The sequence below is a fragment of the Janthinobacterium sp. C22 genome (assembly GCF_057919405.1).
Genome location: NZ_CP193659.1, coordinates 975,037 through 999,319, shown reverse-complemented (window position 1 = coordinate 999,319; position 24,283 = coordinate 975,037). Strand labels below are relative to the sequence as shown.

Annotated in this window: 20 protein-coding genes and 4 pseudogenes; 9 read left to right on the top strand and 15 right to left on the bottom strand. The window is 57.8% G+C overall.

The window, feature by feature from the left end; genetic code table 11:
• Positions 1 to 30: 30 nt before the first annotated feature.
• The 9 genes and pseudogenes from ACRHIG_RS04505 to ACRHIG_RS04465 all read right to left on the bottom strand — a co-directional run bounded on the left by ACRHIG_RS04505 (position 31) and on the right by ACRHIG_RS04465 (position 6,841).
• Positions 31 to 851: pseudogene (locus ACRHIG_RS04505) on the bottom strand (transposase).
• Positions 852 to 1,212: 361 nt separating this feature from the next.
• Positions 1,213 to 2,319 (bottom strand): response regulator, encoded by a 1,107-nt coding sequence (locus tag ACRHIG_RS04500; RefSeq protein ID WP_489629491.1) that lies wholly within the window; start codon positions 2,317 to 2,319, stop codon positions 1,213 to 1,215.
• On the bottom strand, positions 2,312 to 3,322 hold the full coding sequence (locus ACRHIG_RS04495; protein ID WP_489629490.1) for an ATP-binding protein: 1,011 nt from the start codon (positions 3,320 to 3,322) through the stop codon (positions 2,312 to 2,314). Before ACRHIG_RS04495 ends, ACRHIG_RS04500 begins: the two co-directional genes overlap by 8 nt.
• A gap of 268 nt (positions 3,323 to 3,590) precedes the next feature.
• The gene (locus ACRHIG_RS04490; RefSeq protein WP_489629489.1) at positions 3,591 to 4,562 is read right to left on the bottom strand and encodes an ATP-binding protein; all 972 of its coding nucleotides are present in this window, start codon (positions 4,560 to 4,562) and stop codon (positions 3,591 to 3,593) included.
• Positions 4,563 to 4,712: 150 nt separating this feature from the next.
• Positions 4,713 to 5,040 (bottom strand): annotated as a pseudogene (locus tag ACRHIG_RS04485) (transposase); the annotation flags it as partial.
• 30 nt (positions 5,041 to 5,070) lie between these two features.
• Positions 5,071 to 5,157, bottom strand: coding sequence for a hypothetical protein (locus ACRHIG_RS04480; protein WP_489630740.1), 87 nt, complete (start codon positions 5,155 to 5,157; stop codon positions 5,071 to 5,073).
• 126 nt (positions 5,158 to 5,283) lie between these two features.
• Positions 5,284 to 5,625, bottom strand: a pseudogene (locus ACRHIG_RS04475) (IS66 family transposase); the annotation flags it as partial.
• A 211-nt stretch (positions 5,626 to 5,836) separates the two neighbouring features.
• Entirely contained in the window at positions 5,837 to 6,310 is a 474-nt protein-coding gene (locus ACRHIG_RS04470) for a transposase domain-containing protein (RefSeq protein WP_489629488.1), read from the bottom strand.
• A gap of 120 nt (positions 6,311 to 6,430) precedes the next feature.
• Positions 6,431 to 6,841, bottom strand: a complete 411-nt coding sequence (locus tag ACRHIG_RS04465; RefSeq protein ID WP_489629487.1) for a very short patch repair endonuclease — start codon at positions 6,839 to 6,841, stop codon at positions 6,431 to 6,433.
• A 48-nt stretch (positions 6,842 to 6,889) separates the two neighbouring features.
• Between ACRHIG_RS04465 and ACRHIG_RS04460 the strand changes: the two genes are divergently transcribed.
• The 3 genes from ACRHIG_RS04460 (at position 6,890) to ACRHIG_RS04450 (ending at position 10,959) form a co-directional block, all read left to right on the top strand.
• Positions 6,890 to 8,509: a DNA cytosine methyltransferase gene (locus tag ACRHIG_RS04460; protein ID WP_489629486.1), complete on the top strand. Its 1,620-nt coding sequence runs from the start codon at positions 6,890 to 6,892 to the stop codon at positions 8,507 to 8,509.
• Between the two features lie 255 nt (positions 8,510 to 8,764).
• Positions 8,765 to 9,697 (top strand): bifunctional helix-turn-helix transcriptional regulator/GNAT family N-acetyltransferase, encoded by a 933-nt coding sequence (locus ACRHIG_RS04455; RefSeq protein WP_489629485.1) that lies wholly within the window; start codon positions 8,765 to 8,767, stop codon positions 9,695 to 9,697.
• A 200-nt stretch (positions 9,698 to 9,897) separates the two neighbouring features.
• Positions 9,898 to 10,959: a GGDEF domain-containing protein gene (locus ACRHIG_RS04450; protein ID WP_475417670.1), complete on the top strand. Its 1,062-nt coding sequence runs from the start codon at positions 9,898 to 9,900 to the stop codon at positions 10,957 to 10,959.
• On the opposite strand, the gene ACRHIG_RS04445 is transcribed toward ACRHIG_RS04450, so the two are convergent.
• Positions 10,938 to 11,306 (bottom strand): hypothetical protein, encoded by a 369-nt coding sequence (locus ACRHIG_RS04445; protein WP_489629484.1) that lies wholly within the window; start codon positions 11,304 to 11,306, stop codon positions 10,938 to 10,940. The genes ACRHIG_RS04450 and ACRHIG_RS04445 overlap by 22 nt on opposite strands.
• A 122-nt stretch (positions 11,307 to 11,428) precedes the next feature.
• Here ACRHIG_RS04445 and ACRHIG_RS04440 point away from each other — a divergent pair, with 122 nt between their 5' ends.
• Together ACRHIG_RS04440 and ACRHIG_RS04435 are read left to right on the top strand one after the other, a co-directional pair.
• Positions 11,429 to 12,439 (top strand): hypothetical protein, encoded by a 1,011-nt coding sequence (locus ACRHIG_RS04440; RefSeq protein WP_489629483.1) that lies wholly within the window; start codon positions 11,429 to 11,431, stop codon positions 12,437 to 12,439.
• Positions 12,440 to 12,599: 160 nt separating this feature from the next.
• Positions 12,600 to 13,751, top strand: coding sequence for an AI-2E family transporter (locus tag ACRHIG_RS04435; protein WP_489629482.1), 1,152 nt, complete (start codon positions 12,600 to 12,602; stop codon positions 13,749 to 13,751).
• Between the two features lies 1 nt (position 13,752).
• On the opposite strand, the gene ACRHIG_RS04430 is transcribed toward ACRHIG_RS04435, so the two are convergent.
• The 3 genes from ACRHIG_RS04430 to ACRHIG_RS04420 form a co-directional block, all read right to left on the bottom strand.
• Complete coding sequence (locus ACRHIG_RS04430) at positions 13,753 to 15,483, bottom strand: methyl-accepting chemotaxis protein (RefSeq protein WP_489629481.1); 1,731 nt, start codon at positions 15,481 to 15,483, stop codon at positions 13,753 to 13,755.
• Between the two features lie 510 nt (positions 15,484 to 15,993).
• Complete coding sequence (locus tag ACRHIG_RS04425; protein WP_489629480.1) at positions 15,994 to 17,610, bottom strand: toxin-antitoxin system YwqK family antitoxin; 1,617 nt, start codon at positions 17,608 to 17,610, stop codon at positions 15,994 to 15,996.
• Positions 17,611 to 17,650: 40 nt separating this feature from the next.
• Entirely contained in the window at positions 17,651 to 18,565 is a 915-nt protein-coding gene (locus ACRHIG_RS04420) for a DMT family transporter (RefSeq protein WP_489629479.1), read from the bottom strand.
• 102 nt (positions 18,566 to 18,667) lie between these two features.
• Here ACRHIG_RS04420 and ACRHIG_RS04415 point away from each other — a divergent pair, with 102 nt between their 5' ends.
• The 3 genes and pseudogenes from ACRHIG_RS04415 (at position 18,668) to ACRHIG_RS04405 (ending at position 20,748) form a co-directional block, all read left to right on the top strand.
• A complete protein-coding gene (locus ACRHIG_RS04415) occupies positions 18,668 to 19,456 on the top strand; it encodes an AraC family transcriptional regulator (protein ID WP_489629478.1) in 789 nt (262 codons plus the stop codon).
• A gap of 115 nt (positions 19,457 to 19,571) precedes the next feature.
• Positions 19,572 to 20,171 (top strand): MarC family protein, encoded by a 600-nt coding sequence (locus tag ACRHIG_RS04410; RefSeq protein ID WP_475417678.1) that lies wholly within the window; start codon positions 19,572 to 19,574, stop codon positions 20,169 to 20,171.
• Between the two features lie 32 nt (positions 20,172 to 20,203).
• Positions 20,204 to 20,748 (top strand): annotated as a pseudogene (locus ACRHIG_RS04405) (DinB family protein).
• Here the strand turns inward: ACRHIG_RS04405 and ACRHIG_RS04400 are convergent.
• Together ACRHIG_RS04400 and ACRHIG_RS04395 are read right to left on the bottom strand one after the other, a co-directional pair.
• Positions 20,713 to 21,903: an MFS transporter gene (locus tag ACRHIG_RS04400; RefSeq protein ID WP_489629477.1), complete on the bottom strand. Its 1,191-nt coding sequence runs from the start codon at positions 21,901 to 21,903 to the stop codon at positions 20,713 to 20,715. The pseudogene ACRHIG_RS04405 and the gene ACRHIG_RS04400 sit on opposite strands and share 36 nt — an antisense overlap.
• Positions 21,900 to 23,102, bottom strand: coding sequence for a serine hydrolase domain-containing protein (locus ACRHIG_RS04395; RefSeq protein WP_489629476.1), 1,203 nt, complete (start codon positions 23,100 to 23,102; stop codon positions 21,900 to 21,902). The genes ACRHIG_RS04400 and ACRHIG_RS04395 overlap by 4 nt, the downstream gene beginning before the upstream one ends.
• A 114-nt stretch (positions 23,103 to 23,216) precedes the next feature.
• Between ACRHIG_RS04395 and ACRHIG_RS04390 the strand changes: the two genes are divergently transcribed.
• Positions 23,217 to 24,107 carry a LysR family transcriptional regulator gene (locus tag ACRHIG_RS04390; RefSeq protein ID WP_489629475.1) on the top strand — a complete coding sequence of 297 codons (891 nt, stop codon included), beginning with the start codon at positions 23,217 to 23,219 and terminating at the stop codon, positions 24,105 to 24,107.
• The last annotated feature ends 176 nt before the right edge of the window (positions 24,108 to 24,283 follow it).

Here is a 24,283-nt window from a genome sequence, read left to right as displayed (position 1 = left end):
AGGGCGTAATGTGGCTTTTCCCTAGCGGCGTTATGCCATCGGCACAGTCATCGTGGTGCCGAGTCGGGTGAAGTTATTGAGGATGGCGGCACATATTTGAAGCTCGGTGACTTGGCGCTCGAAATCGCGCGCCATCCCCCTGCTGCAAGCAACTTGAAACGGCGCATTTTGGTTTCTACTAAGCTGAGTCGATGATAGCCAAGCCACTTCTTCCATATCCGATGACCGAAGTGTCGCATAGTATTCAGGATGGGATTACAGGTCTCAGCGCTTGGTCGATGGTCTTTCTAGTGCTTACCGTTTTTACGTGTTGGAATAATGGCCTATAAGCCGCGTAGGGCAACGGCCTCATGGCAGGCCTTGGTGTCGCTGAGCAGGCATGAAAGCATCGGTGCATCGCCGGTGCGTTTTCCATGACCTCAATGGCCCGGATTTCTAGGGTCTTGGCATCAATTCCAAGCTGCACCTTGCGCCACTGACTGCGGTAGACGGACCCATTTTTCTTCGCTTTCCCTGACCCGCGCAAAACATCTTATGCCTGTACAGGCAACCACCAAGTGGAATCCTGACGTCGTCTTGTTCGCCGTAATCGTCACGGCGGGATGCTTTTGTCGGCGATTCAAGGTGCTGAAAGCAGGAACTTCCCAATCCAAGCCCGCTAACCTGAGCACGCTTTGCGCCATGCCCATTCCCTGCAGCAGCGTCAAGTTGAACAGATACTTGATAATCAAGCAGAGTTGAATAGGAGCTTAGCTGTACTTCCGGCTGCGCTCGCGTTTACCAACGGCACTGCCGTGCCAGCACATGTCTTGGTCCAGCAAGATAAGCTGCGAACCACGCGCGTTTAGCACCGCGCTATACGCCCTTCAGTTAGTCGTTCCACACTTTGGTTTAGCCGGTGCATTCATCGTGCCAATTTATCCGAATGGTGACTCAAGCGACATCGGCGGGATTTGTGTAACAGCTTCATACTAAATATCAAAAGCAATATAACCTACCATTCTATAAACAGTTTTTTTGATACTCTCGAAAATAAGTTGGCGATTGGATTGGCCTGCGGTGGAGTTGATTTTTTTGGATAAAAACCGACTAAACTCTGCGATGCGGCAACATGGTAGTATCCATGAGTTTTGTACGAACTTCAAGATATCAGTGGCTTAACTACTCCCCTCCAGTAGCCCGGGCAGATTGCCTCGAGCTACGGTAAGTCTTTTAAACGTTTAGGGGGCTAATCAGAACTTGGTATTCCTGAATTAATCGATCTTTATCTAAATCCGGTTGACCTTGCCGCCCAACATATGCGGCAAATCTTGACTGGATATCTTTCATAAAAAAACCTGATATTGTCGCAAGCCGAGACATAGTTAAGTATTCAGTGAACGATATTGAAATTATATTTTGAAAATCGATAACTGCCGGAGAAATATTGCCGTATTTAGGAAGAAAGCCATATTTATCTCGTTTTCCTTTAATTATTTCGCTCAATACGTTGTCTCGAACTTTTTTATTATCTTCGTTTTTTATAATTTTATTTTCAATAAATGCTTGGCGCTCCACAGGAATCGTAGGTGCCAGAGTAATTCTATTGGAATTTATTATAGGAGGATTTCCGACAGGTTTTCTGACGGCGATATCGCAAGCAGGGGAAAGAACAACAAAAAATTTCCCATCCATCTGAATAATATCACCGCTCGAAATGTGGGCTCTAATTGGAGGCCGAATATACACTTCCGACTCGTGATAGCCAGCATCATCTTCTGGCAGATCTAAGTACTCTAAAAGGTGACTTACAATATGCCTCAAGAGAACCTTTTCTTTTTGGTACACTTGGCCGCCGTTTATCTCCGATGATAAATGTTTCCAGAAGATATCGCTAAGCTGTTGTTCAACAATTCCGCGCCCGCCAAGTATTTTTGTTATTCCTGTTTTAAATATCGCAATGATCTCATTGAAAACATCAGTATTAGATACTGTTCTATCGAAAAATTTCAAAAAATTAGAAGATTTAGCTCGTATTTCGGGTTTCAGATTACCCAGATTGCCTGATACGACAAACACAGGGAATCTGTGCTTTTCAATAATTTCTATTAATATATCATTTCCGGACGCTTCTCTAGGATCCGCCTGACTTAGATTCAAGTCCACAATTGCACCGTCGTATTCGTTAGAGAGCAAGCGTTGTTTACCTTCATCAACAGTTTTAGCACGTGTTAGTGAAATTTTTAAGGCATTTGTACTCAACTCCGTTGCTTGATCTTCGTAGAGTTCAAACATATCATCTGTATCTTCGACAACAAGAATTTTAATAATTTCAGTCATTTTGTTTTTTGAAAATTAACTCGAAAATTGCGCCATCATTAGAATGCTTCGCTTCGATGGTGCCCCCTACCCGGCTTATTGCCTCTCCAACTAATGCAAGCCCCAAGCCCATACCTGACGGCTTCATGCTGTATCCTGGTTCAAACATCAGTTCCAAATTTCCACCTTGGAACCCAGGTCCACTGTCTTTAAACTCGACGACAATATTGCTTGAATCCGAAAATACTTGGACATTAATTTTCTTCTGCTTTTCTCCGTTGTGACTAAGCCAAAATAGACTATTTTCAACAAGATTAGAAAAAATAGTTATTACGTCAATTTCAGTGCCGTGAATTACGATATTTTTGTCTTCGAAATCGATTTCTACATCAATAGAGGCTAATTCAATTTCCGCAGCATAAATATCGAAGGCTGATTGAATTTCGTCTTTAAGAATTAAATTTTTAGCAGGAGACCGTCTTGTTCTCGCCAAAGGTTCGATTTTCTTAAATAGGAACGTCAGACTTTTCGTATGTGTGAGTGTCTTTTCACTTCGCTCATGGAGAGTGATCTCTAGTACCGGATCCGGTTTTTTTGAAAGTTGTGCTGCCCATTTCGCTATACGAGGAACCGTTTCAGAAATATACTTGATATTTTTTCGGCCTTCATGCAATATCACATGAGTTATTTTTCCCAGTGTAGCTTGTCCTTGATAAATGGCTATAGTGTCGCGAATTTTTCTAACATAATCAGATTTTTTTAAACTTTCACTATCCAATGCATTATTCAGGACTAATTGAATTTGCTCCTGCTGCTCATTTGTTATACCTATATTCTTTAGCTCACGAGAAATTTTATTTTTGGTTTCTTTAAAATCGAAAAGATGTTCAAGCTCTTCATCAAGACTCTTTGAACGCCCACCTTTCATCGATTTTTGTCTATATTGAAAACGTCTTACTTCGAGCTCATTTATTACTTTTGAAACAACGGAAAGAAGACCTAAATACGCACCATTTTCCGCCAACCCATCCCTTGCGCTTTTTCTTGCAGTCCTGAAATTTCCTCAGGCCGAACATGAATAAAACCGATAACTTGATTATGACCAATCTTATAAGAGGGATTTTGCACACGCTTTTTGTCTAAATCCAGCCAATCAAAAGATTGCTCTCCATAGGGGCGGATCCGAAATTGCTCTCTATATATCCCTACGCCGTAATATTCGTCTAGAATCTTCCTAGCTTCTTGTTTTCCAACATATTCATTAGTATCAGGATCTATTAATCCTCGCTTAATTATGTTTTCAATGTTGTTTGGATCTCTGTCATATACTCGAAGATCAATAAATATTTCCCTGGATAATTCGCGTTTTCCTTTTCGTCCAGCGGAATAGTAAAATTTATCTTTTCAACTATAGCGGCGACATTACTATTTTCATAGGTAAGTGAAGCAATTCCTAATGAATTAACAATACCTGATATTTTATAATCATATAAATCAAGAATAGGAAATGGTTTAATTATAATTTCTCGCCCAGAATATTCTTCTATGGGAAAATCTTCGAATATCAATCTTATTTCGAACGAGTCACGGCGAATTTCATACCCTTGCCTAGAGGCAACTTGAAAAATCTCTTCTGGCGCAGTTAAGCTCCTTAATTCGATGAGTAGCTTTTGGATCTGCCGAGGATTCCAGATATTTTTCACATCAAAAGTAGTTACACCGGACTTTTCAATCTCGATACGTGTTCCATTCGCTGCTGAAGTCGTATTTTCTTCAATTTCAATATCAAATTCATCTAGGAATTTCGTATTCTCAAGTTCTTCCATATCCAAAAGGAACGAAGTGCTTTTCCCGTTAGCACAGGTATCTAACAAGATGCGGTCCCCAAGAATACCGGCCGCAAAACGACCAATTCCTTTTCGCCCCTGTAAAGTCCGGCCGCTATCACTTCGCTTTCTTTTGAGTTTGTCATCGGTTGCAGGCACAAGCCATTTATTCACCACCGTATCAAGAGTCATGCCATGCCCTTGATCCTCTATCGAGATCGACAGTGTCTCTCTATCAACATTGAAGTTGAAGCGAATAATGGCGGAGAGGGAGTCTGCATCGTACGCGTTTTTAACCAACTCGACGATTGCTGCATATACATCTTTGATCAGATCTTGGCCTATGGTACGGATGAGGCGAGCCGCTGGTCGAATTTTATTGGCTGACATGGATTTTTGGCAATCGAGAACAAAAATTAAGAAATTCTGATGGTTCATCAGAAGTTTCCTCTATAGTAAGTCAATTTTCTTCGGAAATGTAATCATTCGGATTTTCTATTCATACGGCGGCTTTGTTGCATAACCGAGAGTGTCGTGTCCCTATTCCTTAGCGTAGTTATGCCATCCGCACCGTCATCGGGTGCCGAGTTAGGTGAAGTGATTGCGGGTGGCGGCACGTAGCTGAAGTCGGCGACTTGGCGGTCGATGTCGCGCGCCATTACCCGTTCGCCGAGCAGCATGAAACGGCGCATTTTGGTTTCGACCAACTGCATCAATGGTAGCAGGTCCACTTCTTCCATATCCGACGACCAAAGTGAGGCATGGCATGCAAATGGCGTTGCAGGCCTCAGCGCTTGGTTGGCTGTCTTTCTAGGGCTTGCTGTTTTTTATGTGTTGAAATAATGGCCTGTACGCTTCGTAGGGCAATGGCCTAATGGCACACCTTGGTGTCGTCGGCGCCATCGCCATTGAGTGAGCAGCCAGCGCGTCCACCTGTGCAGCGCTTTCAGCATTGGGTAAAGTCCGGGAATGGCAGCAGGGAATCAATTTTGATGTTGGGGCACGTCGGGAGACGTTCCAATAATGTGGTCAGCCAGCGGGGCGGATCGAGTCCATTGAGCTCAGCGGTAGCGAACAGACTTCGAATTGCTGCGGCACGTCGGCCGGACCGTTCTGAACCCGTGAATAGCCTGTCCTTCTTACCGATAGCGATGAAGCAAATCGCGTTCTCGACCGGATTATTGTAGATGGGCAGCGTGCCCGATGCCTCATAATGCACCAGCGCCGACAGCGCTTGAGCGAGTGTTCGACAGCCTTTACTGTACCGCTACCAGCGCTGGCAGGGCTAATTTTTTGCGCAGGGCCATGCATTGCGGCGGATCGAGACCGGTACCTTGCACTCGATCACATACAGCGCCGCGATGCGGTGCAAGGCCTCCTTGACCACAGCGCTGCCGCTGACGGCGTGCACATCGAAGAATTTTCTACGGATATGGGCCAGACAGGCCAGTTCGGTGACACCTCGGCAAACAAGGCTTTTATAGTCTGCACAGCTGCCCACCTGTGCCTCGTTTTACATCGTTACCTCCCGTCTTGATCGAGACGGTAGTTTGGTGATGCTGTTCAAGAATTCATAGATGGGACGGCTGGACGCTTTCATTTAATCCGGTACAGCGGCAGATGGTTGAGGTATTTGCAGGCCGCGATCCACGCCAGCAGACCGACGGCAGCAATACCGCCATCAATGATGACCACAGCGATATGTGCGTCCGTTACCGTCTGCCACGGACGGCATGCGTACTGCGGCCGGATATGGGTGCAGCAGAGAATTCACAGAGCTTTGTCATGCGCCTGCGTAATGCTTGCCCTGCAGGGTCACGGACGATGCACGAAGAAGCGGGCAGGCTCCATGTCCAGTTGCTCGCTGACGTTCTCTCCGATCTTGAGCAGCTCTGCACCGCATTGGCCGCAATGGCACGACTCGGACTCATGACGGTACGCAATACGTGGCGATTCTGGCCACAGCGGCTGGTGTCCTGCGCACTTGCGACGCGGTTTGGCGGCGCCTGGGCTTCGAGTTCCTCTTTGATCGCGGCCAGATCCATCGAGACCATTTCCTCGAACAGCAGGCGTTCCTCGCCAACGAGCGCCTCACTGGCTTTGCCAAAGCGCACACGCCGATAGTGGGCCAGTTCATGCATCAGCGCGGTGATATTGAAGTAAGTCCTTCTCGGCCAGAAGGCCATAGCGTCGCGCCAGATCGGCCTGCTTTCTCTCGATCAAGACGCGCACCTGTGCCAGTAGTGCTGGAGAGATGTCGGTGCGAGCAAGGTGGTCGAGAGAATTATACTTTGCAGTGTAGTCGTTTATTGCTTGAGCTCTCTAACGAGCCGCTGAAGTCTGTCCAAGGGCTCGCGCTTAAGTTCACACTCCCAAACCACTAAAACGCGCCATCCCGTTGCCTGCAACGCAGCCACATTCTTGGCATCCCGCTCCAAGTTGCTCTGGAACTTTGTTTTCCATCGCTCGGTATTGGATGCAGGCTGGGTTGCAAAACGACAGCCCGCGTGTCGATGCCAGAAACACCCGTGTACGAAAATCACTACACGGTATTTTGGCAGTACGAGATCGGGCGACCCTGGTAATTCACGCGTGTGCAACCGATAACGGAAGCCCTGCGCGTGAAGGTATTGGCGTACGAGCATTTCGGGTTTTGTATTTTTAGACTGAATCCCTGACATCATTCTCGACCGGGTAGCTGAATCGACTATGTCCATTTTTCCTGGTATCCTACGTGCCCACACGAGTTTTTATTTAAGGCAAAGTTGCTCATCAAACAGAAATCCAGTTTTACGGGAAATATTCCTATCGTTGACCTCTTTGCTGGGCCTGGAGGTCTTGGTGAAGGATTTTCGTCAGTAGAAAGTGATCCTTTCAGAATAATTGTATCGGCTGAAATGAGTTCCTCTGCGCACAGTACACTTCGTCTGAGGGCTTTCTATCGCCTACTCAAACGTCAAGGTGGGAATTCCATCGACTCTTATTATCGTTTCTGCAACGGCGAATCGGAATATCCGTACGACGAAACCAACCATGATGCATGGGTGGAGGCTGGGGAAGAAGCGCTACAACTGGAGCTGGGGAAGCCTCATGATAACGATGAGCTTGATCGAAGAATTTCCGCGCACGAGCTTGGTCCGGACACGCCATGGGTGCTGATCGGCGGCCCTCCATGTCAGGCGTACTCGATCGTAGGACGGGCTCGCAACCGAAGCAACATCGAATACCGTCCTGAAGAAGATCATCGTCATTTCCTCTACAAGCAATACCTGCGAATTATTCAGAAATACCGTCCCGCAGTGTTCGTGATGGAGAACGTAAAAGGCATTCTCACAGCCACTGTTGGTGGGAAAAAGATTTTCGAGACGATACTTGAAGATCTTTCGGATCCCGACAAAGCAATGGAAATGCCGGCTTCCGGAAGTGGGTACCGCATCCATTCCCTTACCTGTGCAACCAAATATTCCGCCAAAGACTCTCCACGCAATATCGATGTACACGATTTCGTCATCAAGGCAGAACAGCATGGAATACCACAAGCACGGCACCGCGTGATTCTTATCGGTGTGCGCGAAGGCATCGGCTTGGGTACTCCCGCGCAGATCGAGAAAGCAGGTGAGGTTACAGTCGAGCAAGTCATTGGTTCTCTTCCCAAGCTACGCAGCCGGCTGAGCAAAGAGCCCGACTCGGATGAAGGCTGGGGCGACGTGGTGGCGAACCATTTCAGCGAGATGGCACGTGAGGTGAGAGACGCCCATGGCGATGCTAGATTGCAGGAGGTGCTCAGGGAAGCATCTGTTTCGATCAAACGAGGACTCGGCACAGGTAACAAGCAGCTTGGCATCCTGACGCAGGATGTAGAGAGTCCGGAATTACTCGATGGCTGGTATTACGATCCGATGCTTTCGGTCTGGCTGAATCATGACGCCCGGGGACATATGCGCACAGATCTGCGGCGCTATGCGTACGCGGCGGCGTTTGCCGACGCATTTGGCTGGTCGCCGAAAGGACATGGCGAATTCTCACTGCAGGGATTGAGACCTAATCATGATAACTGGGAAACGGGCAAGTTTTCTGATCGATTCCGTGTCCAGTTGCGCGGGCGGCCAGCCACGACGGTTACCAGTCACATTTCCAAGGATGGTCACTATTTCATCCATTACGATCCAACGCAGTGCCGCAGTCTGACGGTGCGGGAAGCAGCAAGATTGCAAACCTTCCCTGACAACTATTTTTTTCAGGGGAACAGGACCGAACAGTTTCATCAGGTGGGAAATGCTGTTCCTCCCCTTCTCGCGAAAAAAATTGGAGATATCGTTTATGCTCTGTTGAGAGGCACCGATTCCGGCATCTCTTCCCTTATGCAACAGGATATATGGGAATAGGTTACTCGGCAGGAAACCGATGCTTCATCACCAATTCCCCCTACGTGTGACAAAGTAAATGAAAAATCCTTTGAATCAATGGGCATTTACAATTTTGTGACACCCCACATAAGCAGCCTCCCTAATTTGTGTGACAGCCAAGGCGGCCCTCTCGGGGGCCGCTTTTTTTATGCGCGCCAAAATCCTGCCTTGCATTGACATACTTGCTAAAAGCAATCAATAATCTGCCATAAGCAAGCATATGGGAGGCATTAGATGCATACGGATCAACTCGGCGAACGCACGGAGATCGTGCGCCGTTTTAATCGTTTCTATACGCGCCAGATTGGCGTGCTGCATGAACACCTGCTGGACAGCGCATTCTCTCTGACGGAGGTGCGCATCCTGTATGAACTGGCGCACCGGGAGCAATTGACCAGTGCGGACCTGTGCCGCGAGCTGGGCTTGAATGCGGGCTATCTGAGCCGGGTGATTGCCGGGTTCGAAAAGCAGGGGCTGATCGCCAAGACGCGCTCGCCGACGGATGCGCGCGCCACGCAATTGCAGCTGACCGAACAGGGACAGCGCACCCTCGCGCCCCTGGTCGACGCGTCGCGGCGCGAAGTGGCGGCCATGCTGGAGCGCTTGCCGCCGACGGTGCAGCAGGAGCTGGTCGCTGCCATGGGGCTAATCCAGGGCTTGCTGGGGGAGCCATCGCCCAGCTCATCGCCCAGCTATATCCTGCGCAATCCGCAGCCGGGCGACATGGGCTGGATCATCCACCGGCAAGCCGTGCTGTATGCGCAGGAATATGGCTGGAACAACGAGTACGAGGCACTCGTTGCCGAGATCCTCGCCAAATTCGTGCGGGAATTCAATCCTGCCCGTGAGCGCTGCTGGATCGCCGAGAAGGACGGCAAGGTGATCGGTTCCGTCTTCATCGTGCGCCAGGACGATACGACGGCCAAGCTGCGCCTGCTGTATGTCGATCCCTGCGCGCGCGGCCTGGGCATCGGCAGCCGCCTGGTGGATGAATGCCTGCGCTTCAGCCGCCAGGTCGGCTATACGAAAATGGTGTTGTGGACCAACAGCATCCTCACCGATGCGCGCCGCATCTACGACAAGGCCGGCTTCCAGCTGGTGGAGGAAGAAGCGCATCACAGCTTTGGCAAGGACCTGGTCGGTCAGGTGCTGGCGCGCGACCTGTGACGCCCCGCGCTGCCGCACCGCCGCATGCCACTGTGGCGGCGGCAGGACACTGGCCGCCGTTTTCCTCGCCACACTCCCCACTCCCCCAAGAAACCAGTACACTAGTTCCTGAGCGCAACTAATTTTGTACGCGCGCCATGCCGCCTGCCGTTGCCGGGAGGCGGCCCTGCCGCAAGGCGTGTTGTCTCTGGACAAATGCAATGTTCACTTCGCGCAGCCTGTCGCCTGCCTTCTATTACCTGTTCTTTTCAGGAGAACGGGAGCAGCAGCAGCGCTTTTTCAAGGAACTGCATTTCATTTCGATAGCCATCCTGACGTTTGGCCTGGCTTGCTGGCTGGTCACGTTCAGCCTGACCCTGCCGCGCGCTTCGCTCGATCATGCGCAGGCGGCGCTGGGGGTGACGGGCATGCTGGCCGGGCTGCTGCTGACCGTGTATGCGAAGTCCTTGCAGGCGATTATCGCCAGCGGCACCATCAGCGTGCTGTTCATCGCTTTCGGCTTTCGCGTGCTGATGCTGGGCACGGAAGACCCCGCTTTTTGGGTGTTGCCGCTGGGGGTGATGATCACCCTGACAACGGCACCCATCTTCAGCGGCATCGCGTATTACCTGGGCGTATCGCTGTGCGTGTGGGCCATGCTGGGGCTGGGACAGTTCCCCGTGCATGCGGGCCAGGCCGACCAGCATTGGCCCGTGCTGGCCGTCACCATCAGCGTGATCATCGGCCTGGCGCTGAACATCTATTTTCTCGTCTTGCGCATCCACAACTACCGCGCCCAGCGCGAACTGGCGACGATGGCCTACAAGGATGGCTTGACCGGGCTCAACAATCGGCGCATGTTCACGCAAAGCGCGCGCGCCTTGCAGCGCACAGCGCGCACGCCCGCGTATTTCCTGATGATCGACATCGACGACTTCAAGCAGATCAACGACGTGCATGGCCATGACGTGGGCGACGAAGTGCTGAAAAGGATCGCCGAGGTGATCGCGGGGCTGTCAGGCGAGCACCTGTGCGGCCGCCTGGGCGGCGAAGAGTTCGCCGTCATTTACCTGGGCGAAAAGAACGCGGCCTGCGCCTTTGCCGCGCAGCTGGTCGATGCCGTCGAGGCGGCTTTCGTGCCGGAACGCAAGGTGTCCGTCAGCATCGGCGTCGCGGAATTGCTCAAGGAAGTCGACTTGTCGCACAGCTACCGGCGCGCCGACGAATCCTTGTACCTGGCCAAGAAGAACGGCAAGAACCGCTACGTGCTCAACGCCGCCTGAACGCCATCGTACGGCCCCGCATCGAGCAGCGCCAGCAGAGCTTGCGGCGCAATCTTCCACGGGTCGCGCTGGTCGGGGTCCACCCCGTACCAGCTGTCCTGCGCGCCGATCTTGAGAATGGTCAAGGGAATGTCCTTGCTCTCAAAAAAGGCCAGCATGCGGCGGATCAAACGGCTCACTTTGGCATGGTCTTCCTGGTACAAAGAACAGGCATAAAAGCAGCCCTTCTCTCCCATGCGCAATTTCCTGGCCGCGCCGACACGCGATTGGAGCACATACTTGTGCAAGAACTCGGTCACGACCTCATCGTCAACGGGAATACTGCAGGAAATGGTGATCTTGGCCATGGCAAGGGGGCAGTGATTCAATAGACTAGCTTAGCAGAAAGCGTTTCATTCCTGAAATGCTAAGATCGCGGCGCGCGCATGCCGGCGCCCGGACCGGCATGGCCTCTCGACCAGGATTGCCATTGAACATACGCCTCATTTATCCCCTGCTGTCACTGTGCGCGGCTCTGGGCACGTCACCGTTTGCGCTGGCGCAAACGCAAGCGACCGAAGACGCCGCCTTCGTGGCCGCCACCGTGCCCGTCTCCGTGCCGTCGCCGCCGCTCAGCCTGAACGAGCATCCGCAAATCCGCGCCGACGTCTTCAAGCTGCTCGGCTATGCGCGCGGCAACTACACGCAGGGCGATAGCCTGATCGCGCTCCAGGCGCTCGACAGCATGCGCTCACTGGAACACATCCAGCGGACCATGCTGCCCGACGGGCGTTCCGTGCTGGCATCCATCAACCCCGACGCACACGGCGCGCAGCGGGCCGCCATGCTGTTCGACCCGCAACGCAAGCTGTTGGCCCTGGGCCTCGTCAACGGTCATTGCCAGGCCGCCATCGGCGATGCCGTGCCCGCCTGCCTGCCGTCCACCCATGCCATGCTGACGGTGTTTGTACCGCCGGGCGCGCAGGACGAGATGGCCGCGCCGCTGCTCGTGTGGGCGCGGCAACTGCCGCCCATGCTGGCGCAGGCTGCGCCGGAACAGCGGCAAAGCATTGCTGCGGTGGAATACATCACCACTCTTCCCGGCCACCCCGGCTGGGAGCCGCGCGACGTGCCGCCCGGCTTTCCGCCCAGCTTGCTGCACCTGTTGCTGCCGAGCGCGGAATTGAATAGCAGCGCCAGCGGCGGCAAGCTCATCGCACCGGCGGGCCTGGCCGGTTTGCCCATGCGCACGCCTACGGAAGCGGCCGAGGCCGGCGACGAGCCCATGCCCGATGCCAGCATCACCCTGCGCAGCTATGCCGATTTCCACTGGGTGCTCAACACCTATGCCAAGCTGGCCAAGGGCGCGCAAGTGCAGGGCCATGACGACAAGGTCGTGTTCACGGGCAGCGACACGAGCGGCCGCTACACAATCACCCTGCGCGAACCGGACAAGAAAGACAGCGTGCTCATCACCGTGGCCAGCTGGCGGACAAAATAAGGAGGCGAACAGGGAAAGCATTGCCATTACGCACAAGAGCATGGCATTTTGGCATTTTGCGGTATGATTTCCGGCCGTGCGGCGCGGCCCGATCCCTGCCTTGCCCACCCAGCCCTTCAAGCCAGCCACGCTTGCGTAGCATCCTGCCCTAAGGAGTCATATGTTCGGTTTTAACTTGCGCGTCGCCAAGATGGTGTGGACGGCTTTTCTCGTCGCTTTTTTGTTATTCCTCACGTACAAGGTATCGTCGACCCTGATCGTGGTGGTGTTTGCGGTGTTCTTCAGCTACCTCGTGTATCCGCTGATCGGGCTGCTGGAACGGTACGGGCCGAAGCGCCTGCCGCGCACGGCCAGTATCGGCATCGTCTTCCTGGTGGTGATCTTGCTGGTGGCGGTGCTGGGGTCGATCTTCGGGGCGCGCATCGAGGAAGAGGCGATCAAGCTCAGCGATCAGTTGCCGACCCTACTCAGGGGCAACAACTTTGCCGAACGCATCCCGTTGCCGGAATTCATGGAACCCTTGCGCGCGCGCCTGCTGTCCTTCATGCAGACGCAGCTGAGCAGCGGTACGGGCCAAGCCATGCCGCTGGCGAAGGAACTGGGCTTGACCGTCATGCATGCGGCCAGCAACCTGATCTATCTGGTGCTGGTGCCCGTGCTGAGCTTTTTGCTGATCAAGGAAGGGCCGGACATGCGCGACGGCTTGCTGTCCCTGCTGAACCGCCCGAACAAGAAGCTCTGGGGCGCCATCATCGATGACCTCGACATCTTGCTGTCGCGCTATGTGCGCGCCCTGCTGCTGTTGTCGATCGCCACGTTTGTGTCCTACAGCATCGCCTTTTCCCTGATGGGCGTGCCGTACAGCCTGCTGTTGGCCGGTGCCGCCGCCCTGCTGGAATTCATCCCGTTTGCCGGCCCGCTGGCGGCGGCCGTCATCGCCGTGGTCGTGGCCGGTTTCAGCGGTTTCGAGCACGTGTTCTGGCTGATCGGCTTTATCGCCGCCTACCGTTTGTTCCAGGATTACGTGGTCAACCCATACCTGATGAGCGAAGGCGTGGAAGTGAGCCCGCTGATGGTGATCGTCGGCTTGCTGGCCGGCGACCAGCTCGGCGGCGTGGTCGGCATCTTCCTGTCCGTGCCCGTGATGGCGGCCATCAAGATCGTCTTCGTGCGCGCGCGGGCGGCCTTGCAGGCGCACCACGATGCACTGGAGAAAGCGGAACAGGCGGCGGAAGAAGCGCGCGCCCAGGCCTTGGCCGAGGCGGCGCTGCTGCAGGAACAGGGCAGCAAGGCGGCCCTGGAACCTCGCTAGCTTAGAACTCTTCCCATTCGCCGCTGTTGTCGGCGGCCGGCTTGGCAGCACGTGGCTGGGCCGGAGCGGCTGCCGAGGCGGTGCGGCTTGGCGCCAGGCGCAGCGCCGGGCGTTTCAAGGCCGCGCCTGCGGCGGCCACGACAGGCTTGCGCAAGGCGGGCTTGGCCGCTGCCGGGCCGCTGTGGGCGGCGTCGAGCTTGAAGATGCTGACCATCTCGGCCAGCGCCGCCGCCTGTTCCTGCATCGCTTCCGAGGCGGCCGCCGCTTCTTCCACCAGCGCCGCATTCTGTTGCGTCACGGTATCCATTTCCGCCACGGCCTGGTTGATCTGGCCGATGCCCAATTCCTGCTCGTGGCCGGCGGCGCTGATTTCGCCCATGATGTCCGTCACGCGGCGGATGCTGGAGACGATCTCGTCCATCGTCGTGCCCGTCTGACTGACCAGCGCGCTGCCGGCACCCACGTTCTGCACCGACGCTTCGATCAGCATCTTGATGTCCTTGGCGGCGGAAGCCGAGCGGTGCGCCAGGTTGCGCACTTCCGTGGCGACGACGGCAAAACCACGACCCTGCTCGCCCGCGCGGGCCGCTTCCACGGCCGCGTTCAGGGCCAGGATGTTGGTCTGGAAGGCGATGCCGTCGATCACGCCGATGATGTCGGCGATCTTTTTCGACGATTCGCTGATGGTGCCCATGGTGTCGACCACTTGCGCCACCAGCGCGCCGCCTTTCACCGCCACGTCCGAGGCGGAGACGGCCAGTTGGTTCGCCTGGCGCGCATTGTCCGAGTTCTGCTTGACGGTCGAGGTCAGCTCTTCCAGCGACGAGGCCGTTTCTTCCAGGCTCGACGCTTGCTGTTCCGTGCGACTCGACAGATCCAGGTTGCCCGAGGCGATTTCATTGCTGGCCGTGGCGATGGCGCCGCTGCCGTCGCGCACGCCGCGCACGGTGGTCGACAGGCGCTCCTGCATCTGTTTCAGGCCGCCCAGCAGGGCACCCATCTCGTCGTGGCGCGTGATGACGATGTCGTTGGCCAGGTTGCCGTCGGAAATGGCGCCGAAATGGCGCAGGGCCTGGTCCAGCGGACCGAAGATGGCGCGCAGCAGCAAGAAGCTGGAAATAATCGTCAGCAAGGCGCCGACTATCATGCCGGCGATGGCCATGGCCACCTGGGTGCGGTAGCTGGACTGGCTGTCCGCATACATCCTGGCGGCCGAGGTGGCCTGGTATTGCGTCAAGGTTTCGGCGGCCTGGTCCAGGGTGCGGTACAGCGGCGTCAGCCCCGCCATCATCAGCTTGTCCGCCTGTTCGATATTGTTTTCGCGCAAAGCCTTGCTCATGACGAGCAAGCCGTTGTTCATGTAGTCGCTGCGCTTCTTGTCCATGTCGTCGGACAGGCGCTTTTCGTCCGTGCTTTGCGGCAAGGCCAGGTACACCTTCCAGGACTTGTTGGACGCTTCCATGAATTGTTCCGCGCGGGCCAGGGTATCTTTGGCATCGGCCGCTTCGGGGTGCACCATCACGCGGTCCATCGTGAAGCGGGCGCGGCCCAGGGCAATTTGCGATTCACCGATCGCTTGCGTCGAGGCCAGCTGATTGCTGTAGACCTCGTTGAGACTGTTGTTGGCCGATTTCAGGCTGATAATGCTCATCACGCCCAGCAAGGCGATCAGCACGCCCAGCACGCTCATGGTAGCGATCAGACGCATTTTTATTGTTATATTCGACAGCATGCAATTTCCTTGGTAAGGGCGCGACCGTGCCACCGCCTGCCGGGTGGGGTAGCGGCAAACGCCAGATGGGCGGATCACGTGAATTGTTCAGGACAGGTCGATACGGCGTGTGCGGCGGCAGGGGGAAAGGCGGCCCGCGCATATCGTCAGGAGTGCAAGACAGGGCAACGAGGTCGAGGTTTCCTGTACTTTTAATTTCCTGACTGCAAGATACAGGGAAAGATTACTAGTAGCAACATCCAGTATGGATTTTCACGATTTGTAACAAGCGGATGATGTTTTTTGCGCAGAACTGGCATTCCGCTGCCGTGCGCGGTCGCGCGGGAATGCCATTTATGCTAAGTAACCCCCAATAAATTATTGTGATTTCTGACTGCCATAACCGGCGCTCTGCGGCGTTGCTCACTGCTAGCAGTGCCCGCACTGCGTCGCAGCGAGCGCCTTGCATAGCATCCGGTTCTGTTCGTCATAAATTCACACTAATTTCCCGAGGATTACTTAGCCAACTAGTTAATACATGGTTTCTTCGATGAGCTGTCCATCGTCGCGGAAATACTGAAACCGGCCCGTTTTCCTGCCCATGTTGTAGGCGCCTATCTGCTTCGGTTTTCCGTTCTGGAAATGTTCGATGTTGACGCCATGCAGCACGCCCTGGTGCCAGTTGCGATGGAATTGCGGCAGTTCGCCATCGGGATACAACAGGGTTTCCGCGCCATCGCGCTTGCCGTCGGCAAAGCTGCCCTGGTAACGCCGCTTGCCGTCCGGATAAAAACTTTCCATCGTGCCATGGAGCACACCGAGGCGGTAATGCTCGACCAGTTCCAGCTGGCCGCCGGCCGCATACTGCTCCAGCTTGCCATCGGGTTTACCATCGAGCATGGTCAACACTTGCCAGCCGCCGTCCGGCGTCGCCTTCTTCCACGGCCCCTGTTTCACATCATCGACATAGTTGCCGCCACCACCGGGCTCCACCCACTGGCCCTGCTTCTTGCCATTGACATAGTTGCCCTGCCATTGCACCACGCCACCGACGCGGCGCTCGCTGGGCCCCTCCAGGCGGTCTTTCACGAAATGGTCGTAACCGGTGAAACTGTGCATGTCCGCTGCGCGCCATTCGGCCACGCCCGGACTCACTTCCCAGCGCCCCGTGCGCTGCCCACGCCGCATCTGGCCCGTCGTCGTTTCGTCACCGCTTTCATACGTCCATGGTCCCTCCGCCTTGTCGTCGACAAAGGCGCCAGACGAGCGGATGGTGTTCGGCTCTTCGTAATGCCATACGCCGGTACGCTTGCCCTGCGCATACAGGCCGCGGGCAAACACGCTGCCCACGCAGCAATTGACGTCATACTCGATGAATAGCCCGTCCTGGCTGGCGGCAAAGCGCTGCGGCTGCGTTTCCCAGGTGATCCACTTGACGTGATAACTGGGCGCGAAGCCCCCTTCCCAGCCCTTGCCCAGCAGATACGTGACTGTGAGGAAATGGCCATCCTTTTCCTGGTACGTCTTTTTATAGGCAAACGCGGGGGCGTCGGCCGGTTTGCCCGGCAGTAACTCGCCATCGATATTGAAATAGCCGACCAGGGTGCCGTGCGCATGCTCGATGGCGTCGAACTCGGCCACGCCCGTGGGCGCATAGGCGATGCTGTAGTCAATCAGCTGCAAACGGGCCAGCGCGGCGCGCACCCGCGCCTCGTCCATGGTTTTGGCACCGCGCACGATGGCATCCAGCGCCGGCTGCAAGGTGGCCACCTTGAACATCTTGCCGCCGCTGCGCTCGTAGCGGTAGGCATGCAAGCCAAAGCGGTTGTCACTGCGGCTGAGCACGAACGTGGTTTCGCCTTCGCTGTCGAGATCCAGCTGGAACACGGCCTCGATGCTGGCCTGGCCGTACTTGTCCAGATTCATGCGTTTTTCACTGATGCCCTTGCACTGGCAATAGTAGCCGTTGACCTCGCCATTTTCCCGCAGGAAAGCCAGCACCACGCCGCCGTCGCGGCGCTCGACGGCGCTGGCGTAGGCCATGGGCGCACCCTCATAAAAACGCGGCGCGGCCTGCGCTGGCGCCAGGGCGCCCAAGGCCAGCGCCATGGCCATGGCCATCGTGCTCGTCCAAAATGTGTACCGCATGTCAACTCCACTGCCGAAAACCGCCATTATGCATGGCCGTTCAGGCAAGGCCCGACACCCCAGCACGCCGGCCAAACAGGGGGCGTTGTACCGTCTGCGCCAGCAGCACGCCCAGCAGCGAAATGCCGCCGCCGACCAGGTGATACACATGCATGCTTTCATGCAGCCAGACGACGGCCAGCAAGGCCGTCAGCAAGGGCAGCAGGTTGACGTAGATGCTGCAGCGGTTCGGCCCCAGCAGTTTGACGCCTTCGATCCACAAATAGGACAGGACGATGGACGAGCCGATGCCCGCATAGCCGATCAGGGGCAAGGTGGTGGCGTCCAGCCTGGCGCTGCCGGGCGGCAACAACAGGAAAAACGGCAGCATGCAGGCCAGGGCCGCCAGCGCCTGGCAATAGATGGCTTGCCAGGCGGGAATCGTTAAACGCCAGCGGCGCAGCAGCACGCCGTACAAAGCGAAGATCAGGCAGGCCAGCAGCATCAGCGCATCGCCCGCATGCACGCCCTGCTGCAGCAAGGCCAGCACGTCGCCACGCCCTACCAGGTACAGCAGGCCGCCGAACGACAGCACGCCGCCGGCCGCCATGCCGACAGTCAATCGCTCGCCCAGCAGCAGCACGCTGAGCAGGGCCGTCATCAGCGGCGCCAGCGCCGTGACGATGGCCATGTTCGTCGCCGTCGTCGATTCGGCGGCGCGGTAGGACAGGCTCTGGAACAGCGCCATCGACATCAGGCCGCACAAGGCCAGCTGCCACCACTGGCGCCGCAGCGCATGACGGTTGCGCCACAGGGGGCGGGCGATAAACGGCGTCATCACCAGCAAGACCAGCACCAGGCGGTAAACCGTGATGGCCGTGGGGGCGATGCTGGACGCGGCCAGCTTCGAGACGACGACGTTGCCGGCCCACAGCAGCATGGCGAGAAACGGATACAGATAGGCGCGCACAGGCATGTATAGCTCCAGGAATAGTTGCGGGGAACCATCATGCCGCAGGCGCGCCGCGCCTTCTCGCGCTAAGATGTCCATACCTATCGCAAAACTGACGCTCTTTTTATGGATTGCACTTCCCCCGCCTTTCAGGAATTGCTGCCCGTCACGGCGCGCGCCATGGCGCTGGCCGTCGACTATGCGCATGGCCACGTGATTTCCGTACACCGCCACACGCATGCGCAATTGCTGTATGCCATCGAAGGCGTGATGACCATCGAGGCGCAGGGCGGGCGCTGGGTGGTGCCGCCCACGCGCGGCGTGTGGTTGCAGCCCGGCATCGCGCACCAGGTGCGCATGAGCGGCGCCGTGAAAATGCGCACGCTGTTCGTCAACTGCGCCAATTCTCCATTGCTGCCTGGCCACAGCTGCGTGCTCGACATCAGCCCCCTGCTGCGGCAACTGATCGTGGCGGCCGTCGACATTGCGCCCGACTTCGCGGAAGGCAGCCGCGACTGGCATCTGCTGCAATTGCTGTTGCACGAACTGGGCAGCCTGCCCGTGCTGCCCCTGTACCTGCCCTTGCCTGCGGACGCGCGCCTGCGCGGCATTTGCGCGCGGCTGATGGAGCAACCGGGCGAGCAAGTGACGGTGGCGCACTGGGCGCGGGAACTGGCGATCACCGAGCGCAGCCTGCACCGCTTGTTCCAGAAGCAGACGGGCATGCGCTTCGGCCAGTGGCGCCAGCAGGCGCGGCTGCTGCGGGCGCTGGAGCAATTGGCGCGCGGCGGCAAGGTCATCGATGTGGCGATGGACAATGGCTACACGAGCCAAAGCGCGTTTACGGCCATGTTCAAAAAGCATTTCGGCACCACGCCGACGGCGTTTTACCAGGCAAAAGTCATCGCGGCATAAAAAATGCTGCTATGCATCAATAATCATGGGCGATAAGCGCCGGGCTTGTTATCATCGCAAGCCTTATCGCACCGCGCCCATCCTGGCAGCGGTGTTGACCTTATCTCTCACCGCCATGACACAGAATTTCTTCCAGACATTTATCCTGCTCTTGCTCGTCACCGACCCGTTCGGCAACGTTTCCCTGTTCGTCAATGCCCTGAAACGGGTACCCATCGAGCGGCGCTGGAAAGTCGTGGTGCGCGAATGCCTGATCGCTTTCGGCATTTTGCTGCTGTTCATGTTCTTCGGCCGCCATTTCCTGAACGCCTTGCAATTGTCGGAAGTGGCGCTGCGCATCGGCGGCGGCGTGATCCTGTTCCTGATCGCCATGCGCATGGTGTTTCCGCAGCCCAACGCGGGCAATAGCGACCACGAGATGGGCGGCGAGCCGTTCATCGTGCCGCTGGCCATCCCCGCGCTGGCCGGCCCGTCGGCCCTGGCCACCGTGCTGCTGTTTTCCTCGCATGAAATGAACGACGTGATCGCCCACGTGGCGGGGCTGACGGCCGTGGCCGCCGTCTGGCTGGCCGTCTTCCTGTGCGCCGAACGCTTGCAGCGGGCGCTCGGTCCAAGGGTCATGACGGCGTTCGAGCGCCTGATGGGCTTGATCCTGACGGCGATGGCCATTGAAATGCTATTAGCTGGCATACGCGCGTTCCTGAAGTCCGTTTAACATAGAACATTCATCCACTGAAGGAGTCCAGCATGAGCCGTTGCGCCCACATTTGCCTGATGGCCGACTACAACCAGTGGATGAATGCCAAGGTCTACGCAGCGGCGGCCAGCCTGCCGCCCGGCGAGCTGGAGCGCGAGCGGGGCGCCTTTTCGGCTCCCTGCTGGCCACTCTGAACCACGTGATGGTGGGCGACACGCTGTGGCTGCAGCGCTATGCCAAGCACCCGGCCGGCTTCCCGCTGCTCGATCCCATCCGCGCCATCACGCCGCCCGCGTCGCTCACGCAGCCGCTGTTCGCGGCCGACGATTTTGCCGCCATGCACGCGCACCGGCAATGGCTGGACCAGGTCATCATCGACTGGGCCGCTTCCATCCGCGAAGAAGACCTCGACCATTTGCTCGACTACCGCAACAGCAAGGGGCCGAACCGGCGCGAATTCTTCAGCCTGCTCATGCATTTCTTCAACCACCAGACGCATCACCGTGGCCAGGCCAGCACCTTGCTGTCGCAAGCGGGCGTGGATATCGGCGACACGGATTTACTGTTTCGCATCCCCAACCATATCGAGGACTGAGGGCAGGCGATAGCGCCACGCCTTGATCCCGATCAAGGCCAGCGCCAGCGCTCCCAGCAGCGCGCCGCAAGCCAGCGCTCCCCGCATGCCATAGGACTCGATGGCCATGCCGCCGGCCAGCGCGCCCAGCGTCACGCCCAGGTTGATGGCGGCGATATACACGCCGATGGCGAACGCGGGCGCCTCGCGCGCTTCGCTGCTGAGCCACACTTGCGTCACGATCAGCCCGCTCGTATGCGCCGCGCCCCAGAACAGCAGCAACACGGTCAGCGCCGCCCAGCCGATATCGCTGCCCGCATGCCGGTACAGCAGCCAGTACGCCAGCCCCAGCAGCACGGGCTGCAGCAAGACCGTGCGCAGCACGTGCGTGCCCAGCTGGCGCCCCGCGAACAGATTGCCCGCCACGCCGCCCACGCCAAACACCACCAGCGCCAGCCCCGTCTGGCGCGCCGACAAACCCATCACCTGCTGCAGATACGCGGCCGCATACGCATACACGGCAAACATGGCGGCAAACACCAGCACGGCAGCGGCGACCGTGAACCACAGGGCAGGTTTGCGCAGCACGGCCAGCTGGCGGCCATACGTCAGCGGCGCCTCGCGCCGCGTGTCGGGCAGAAACAGATACAGCCCCAGCGCCGCCAGGGCATTCACGAGGGCGCAGGCGAGGAACGATGCCTCATAGCCAACTTGCGCGGCGATCCACGTGGTCAGCGGAATGCCCAGCACCATGCCCATGCTGGTGCCCGTAAACGCATGCGCGCCGGCCTTTGCCGCCTGCTGCGGTGGATACAGGGCGGCGGCCGCCACCATGGCCAGCGAGAAATACACGGGGTGGAACAGGGCCGGCACCACGCGCAGCGCCAGCAGCAGCCCGAAGCGGGGCGCATATGCCGAAGCCACGCTGGCCAGGGCAAACACGAGAAGCGAGACAATCAGCACGGGCTTGCGGCGCCAGCGCGTGGCCAGCAGCACGAGGAAGGGGCCGCCCACGGCGATCACCAGCGCGAACAGGCTCACCAATGAGCCCGCCTGCGCGGCCGTCACGCCGTAACGCTGCATGATCATCGGCAAGATGCCGACCACGCCAAACTCGATGCAATACACGCCGAACAGGCCCATCGCGAGGAAGACGATGGGGTGCGGGCGCGTCATGACATGTCCTTGGCGCCAGCTTCCTTGTTGCCATAAATCGCCTGGCACAGTTGCGTCACAAAGGGCCCCGCCATGCCCTCCAGCGCCGTATTCGTGAACGCCACCACCGACAATTCCTGCGCCGGATCGACAAACCACGAGTGGCCATACGTGCCGCCCATGCGCCAGCTGCCCACGGATTCCGGCGTGGCGGCAGCAAGCGGGTCCGTCAATACCGTGAACCCCAGGCCGAAGCCCCGTCCCGGCCAGAACGGCAAATCAAAACCGCCCGTCTGGTTTGCTCCCATCTGCCGCGCCAGCGCCGGCGGCAGCAGCGGCGCGCCGCCCTGGCGCAAGGTTTCCAGCAGGCGCATGAAGTCGGGGGCGGAACCCACCATGCCGGCGCCGCCGGACGGATACGCGTGCGCGTCGAGCGCCCTTGCCGGCGACAAGGTAAAGCCGGCCATGCCGACGAGAAACGGCAGATGGTCTTCCCCCGCATCGCGCAAACGGCGCGGCCGGGCCTCGCCTGCCGCGCGGTCCGGATCCGCATACGCGACGGCAAGGCGCGCCGCGTCCGTGCTGATAAAACCCGTGTCGCGCATGGCCAGCGGCCCCGTCACCAGCTGTGCCACGGCCTGCGCCAGCGGCAAACCCGTCACCGCTTCGATCACGGCGCCCAGCACGTCGGTGGCGATCGAATACGCCCAGCGCTCACCCGGTGCAAACGCGAGCGGCACGGTGGCCAAGCGGCGCAGATTGTCTGCCAGGGTAATGCGGGACGCATCCATGCCGTCCGACACCCCCGCCCGCGCATACGCGCCGCCCGGCGGCTGGAAAAAGCCGTAGTCGAGGCCAGCCGTATGCGTGAGCAGGTGGCGCACGGTCATCGCCGCCACCGTACCGTCCGGCTGGCGCGGCGCGAAATACGGCAACCAATCCGCCACCGGGTCGTCCAGCCCCAGACGGTCCTGTCCCACCAGCGCCAGCGCGGCCGTCGAGACGATGGGTTTGCTGACGGACGCCAGGCGGAAGACGGCGTCTTCCACCATGGGCGTGCCCACCTCGCGGTCCAGGTGCCCGGCGGCGCGGCGGTACACGTCCTGGCCGCGCTGGCGCACCAGCACCACGGCGCCCACCAGGCGCTGCTGCTGCAGCACGGCATCGAGCAAGGGATCGATGCGGGCGGACAAGGCCGCGGGAGAGAAGTTGTACATCATGGCGTAGCCTTTCAAATGATCAGGCTGCCAAGGTAAGCCAGACGCGATCAAAGAAAAACAGGCTATAGTTTCAGTCTGTGCGGACGTTGACATCCGCAATCAAAAAGGGAAACCATGGATAATCTGGCGGGATTCACGGCCTTCGTACAGGCGGCGGAAATGCGCAGTTTCGTGGCGGCGGGCCGGGTGCTGGGGATTTCCGCCTCGGCCGTGGGCAAGAGCATCGCGCGGCTGGAAGAGCGGCTCGGCGTGCGTCTGTTTCACCGCAGCACGCGCAGCATCGCGCTCACCAGCGAAGGCACCGTGTTTCTCGAACGCTGCCGGCGCATCCTGGGCGAGATCGAAGCGGCCGAGCAGGAATTATCCAACAGCAAGAGCGCGCCGCAAGGCCGCCTGCGCGTCAGCCTGCCGCTGGTGGGCAGCCTGCTCAATCCCGTGCTGGCCGCGTTCGCGCGCGCCTATCCGCAGGTGGAACTCGACCTCGATTTCAGCGACCGCCGGGTCGACGTCATCGAGGAGGGATATGACGCCGTCGTGCGCGCGGGCGAAAGCGCCGACAGCCGTTTGATGAGCCGCCAACTGGGGCAGTTCCAGCTGCAACTGGTGGCCGCGCCCGCCTACCTGGCACAGCATGGCACGCCGCTGCTGCCAGCCGAGCTGGTCCAGCACACCTGTCTGCTGTACAAATTTCCCAGCAGCGGCAAGGTCGAGGCGTGGCCCTTGCCCGAGTGGAATGCCCTGCACGCGGCCGGCTTGCCGACTGTGCTCAACTGTAACAACGTCGACACCCTGCTGCACTTTGTCGAAAGCGGCCTGGGCATCGCCGCCCTGCCCGACTTCGCCGTGCGGGCGGCACTGGCGGCGGACCGCCTGCGGCCGGTGCTGGACGCGCACCGCCGGCACGACGGCGCCTTTCGCATCCTGTGGCCCAGCAGCCGCCACCTGACGCCGAAACTGCGCGCCTTCATCGACTTCCTCACTGCCCACGTGTTTCCCCAGCGCTGATGTTTCCTGCGGTAGCGCTCGTTGTTTCCATGCGACAACTTATTTCATTTGCCGCCAGTTCTTGAACTTTTCACGGACTTGATACAATTATTTGTATTGCAGTGCGGAATTTTGAGGAACAATTACAGGCTGGCCGCCCATACGTACAAACCCGTAGCCCCGGTCCGTCCGACGTT